Here is a 3,393-nt window from a genome sequence, read left to right as displayed (position 1 = left end):
GTCAGGAGGGGGAGAATAACACGAGGAGGGAGGAGGAAGAAGAAAATTTAAAGTTGCGATGTGGGGGGGCTTTGTGAGTTTGAGACGAGGGGGAGATCTAACACCACCACACATCCGACACACCTATAGAAGTGTGCGGGCCCCCCCCCCCAACACGGGTGGTGGGGCTCGCCCCCCCCCCCCCCCCCCCCCCCACTCGCCTTCGACATCTGCCACTAGTGGTTCTGCACGATGTCGCGAAACAGGTTGCCGGCGGCTGATTTGGTGACCTGATCTGGGCGTGTCGTGTGATTGATTGCACATCGCAAAAGACGGCCTGAGACATTGGAGGCTTAATTCTTGCCGGTAAGCTTAACTGGATGATTTGTCTGTGGATTAGCTCAGTTAACCACAATAAAGAATTGCGATGGTCGAATTTTTGGCCATGGTTATTTCTATGTGATATTAATTGAACATCAGTTATTAACTACGTAGGAATAGGGTATTTTAGTGAGATCGGGCGTTGCTTGTGCAGTCCTGCTGCCGGCGGTAGCGGCAGATCACTAGCAACCAACCCAAACGACAGTTCGTCTGTAAGCGCACTAAATTTACTTCCTGCTATTAACCATTCAACCGGTCCGACCATTTCATCCGCATCTCCACCTGGAGCTGGTCGAGGCGGGACGGCGTCAAACACTACATCCGGCTATGGCTCTGGGGCATCCATCTTCAAATTCAGCTCGGTCAGCGGGACAGGCCAAAACTGGAGTGGCGGAAGCGCTTCCGGGGGAGCGCCTTCACCGGAGGTGAACACAGGACTCGGCTTGATCTTAGTTGCTGCTACCGTCGCCTTCCTCCGGTGTCGGCGGGTTCGCCGGCCGGTACAAACGGCCTGAAGGTACAGTGATGACTGACCTTGTGGCGCTAGTACAGCTCGACTCGGCGAAGAGTTCAAGACCGGTCGCCTCTGAGCTGTTCATGCCCACCGCGAGTTGGCCCCTGCTGGTATTCTCCGGCGGTACTGTCCTATCGGCGGTATTGCAGAGGCACTTGCTGGAAGAGACACAAACTGCCCAGCATCTTGTCGAATTCAACGTAGGCGAGGCGTTCGCTCTCGCCGCGATCCTGTTTCTGGTGATTGGTGACCGGCGCAAGGACATGACGCTTGCCGGATCGGACATCACCGTCCTGTTGCTATCCGCACTCGCCTGGTTCGTGCCACAGCATCTCGGGGTCTATCTTGCAACAACGCTCGCCGGGGCGTGGATTCTCCTCAAAAGGCGCTCCGACCGGCGATTGGCGGGCATCGGCCAAATCTGGCTCGCTCTGTCCGCCTACGAATTATGGGGCAAGCTGCTCTTCAAGGTGGCTTACCAGGCGATCGCGGTCGTCGAAGTGGGCCTGATCTACAGGGTTAGACACTTTTTCTACAGCGACCTCGGCACCACTGGTGCGAGCCTGAGCATGCGGGACGATTGGTCGATCGTCATCCTCGAGGGGTGCTCATCATTCGACAATTTGTCGCTCGCTTTGCTGATTTGGATCTCAATCCTGATGATCGCCGAGCAGCGAGTGAGCCTGGCAGCGGTTCGTGCGCTCGTGCTGAGTGCTAGTCTCGTCGACGTGATCAACGTTGCGCGCATTCTGGCCATGCTGCTCTCGCGAGAAGCTTACACGTTCTGGCATGATGAGGGCGGATCAACCCTTGTTGCGCTTGGATCAATAGTGGTGGCCATCGCCCCGACCCTAATCTACATCGAGGGTCGCGTATGCCGTTCCGCCGTGAAATTTTTACGCACTGGACCCGCATGGGCTTGGCCGTGCTGGGATTTATGTTATTCGTCTCAGCCGCAAGTCGGATCTACCTCTACCGGTATATGTCCGAGTCAAGCGTGACGGCGGCCGAGTCAGCGGTTGATGCCTCCAGGGACCTTGGCGATGGCGTTTTGCTGCCGCGCGCGGCCACTTTGCGCCGCTTCGTGTGGCTCTCCCGCTGCCCGACGCCCGCGTCAATCGACTTCGTCGAGGCTCATCCCTACGCGTCCGATCCGTCGCTCGTAGGTGCACCTCGACCGGGTGATAGCGTCTCTTACGTCTATCAGGGATGGCATCTTGAGAGCCGCTTCGCCACAACTGCCCTGAATGCAATCTACTTCGCACGTCGAGCTCAAGCCCGGCTTGCGATGCAGGACAGCCGTCTTGTCGACAACGTGGCGCTGAAGATCATCATACCGGCAAACTGTGCCTCTCTACCCGAAGACGTAATGGTTGCGCTACGAGAGCAAATTAGAGCTGAAGTATGATTATTGGCGAATTAATTGTGCTACTTACGTTGTTGGCATACAACTAGCCCGCTTCAATACACAGTTCCACCGGCCGCGCCAGCGGGATTACCGTCCGCACCATGCCGCGGCGGAACTTCTCGCCCGCATCCGGGTCCGCCACGGCCTTCCGCGCCGGCTCGTACGCCTTCACCGCGGCGGCTGGGTCCAGCGTGTGCCCGCTGGCGAACCAGAACAGGCTGTCTGTCGGATCGCGCATTATCACGTCGGCGCCTCCGGCTGCGCAGGCGCGTTGCCAAGATCGTAGAAGCCATCGTTCTTCGTGGCGTCGCCTCAGCGCTGCTCCCAGGCCAGGGTGTTGATCAGGTCAAGCGTCGACGCATCACACGTGTCTCGATCCAGTCGCAGCACCGCTCGACGATCCTATCCCTACGGCTATCCTACCGGGGCCTACTGCCGCCGATGGCTTCGCTGTTCGTCCGCCACGGCCTCAACCGCTGCAATCGCATTCTCAAGCCTGGCGACCCGCTTCAGCGTGCTGTCGGCTGGCATCGTGTCGTACTGCGCCGCTTCCATGATGAGGTCGCGTTGGCGAGCTTTGAGGCGGTCGAGGGGGCATCGAGCTTTTCCGTTGTGGGGACGTAGCAGACACCTCCAATTTGGACATCCACGATGGGCGCAGGACCGTGCCAAGCCGCGCATCAGCCCTGTTGCCGATGTGTTACAATTGATAACAAGATTGCTAACTCGAGCCTAAATGGATGTTCAAAGTGGCGGAGCCAGTGGAATAGCAAGCCTCCAATCCGCTCGGTTCGAGCCTCCCAGAATGGGATGGAAATTGCATGAACGCCGTAAACTTGCTGGCCCCCCTCGCGCTCCTTGCGATCACGCAGGCATGCGCCGCACAGGGTATGGCTCATCAGCAACCGACACAGCAGATCGCTCCAGGCGGTGCTGCGGGAAGCGATACACCCCGCAAGCACGTCGATCGTCAGAAGGAGCGACAGGACGCATTCGATCGTGAGTCCGATCGCAAATGGCGCCACTGGGACTATGCTGTTTGCATCGGCTGCAGCGCGCATGAAGGGCGAGTTCGGCACGTGGTCACGAACCCCTTACGTGTTCTTGCTGG

The 3,393-nt window shown here is 58.3% G+C and carries 5 protein-coding genes; 4 read left to right on the top strand and 1 reads right to left on the bottom strand.

Going from position 1 to position 3,393, the window contains the following annotated elements:
- Positions 1-885: 885 nt before the first annotated feature.
- Together MKK70_RS24530 and MKK70_RS24525 are read left to right on the top strand one after the other, a co-directional pair.
- A complete protein-coding gene (locus MKK70_RS24530) occupies positions 886-1,875 on the top strand; it encodes a hypothetical protein (protein ID WP_243950490.1) in 990 nt (329 codons plus the stop codon).
- Positions 1,872-2,282, top strand: coding sequence for a hypothetical protein (locus MKK70_RS24525; RefSeq protein ID WP_243950488.1), 411 nt, complete (start codon positions 1,872-1,874; stop codon positions 2,280-2,282). The genes MKK70_RS24530 and MKK70_RS24525 overlap by 4 nt, the downstream gene beginning before the upstream one ends.
- Before the next feature lie 43 nt (positions 2,283-2,325).
- Here MKK70_RS24525 and MKK70_RS24520 read toward each other — a convergent pair whose 3' ends face one another.
- The gene (locus MKK70_RS24520; RefSeq protein WP_243950486.1) at positions 2,326-2,520 is read right to left on the bottom strand and encodes a hypothetical protein; all 195 of its coding nucleotides are present in this window, start codon (positions 2,518-2,520) and stop codon (positions 2,326-2,328) included.
- A gap of 203 nt (positions 2,521-2,723) precedes the next feature.
- On the opposite strand from MKK70_RS24520, the gene MKK70_RS24515 reads away from it, so the two are divergent.
- Entirely contained in the window at positions 2,724-2,906 is a 183-nt protein-coding gene (locus tag MKK70_RS24515; RefSeq protein ID WP_243950484.1) for a hypothetical protein, read from the top strand.
- A gap of 197 nt (positions 2,907-3,103) precedes the next feature.
- A partial coding sequence (locus tag MKK70_RS24510; RefSeq protein WP_243950482.1) for a hypothetical protein occupies positions 3,104-3,393 on the top strand: 290 nt, incomplete at its 3' end.

It is taken from the genome of Methylobacterium sp. E-041 (assembly GCF_022829665.1).
GTDB lineage: Bacteria > Pseudomonadota > Alphaproteobacteria > Rhizobiales > Beijerinckiaceae > Methylobacterium.
Note: the sequence above shows the minus strand (reverse complement) of the source record. Positions and strands in the feature narration are given on the sequence as shown.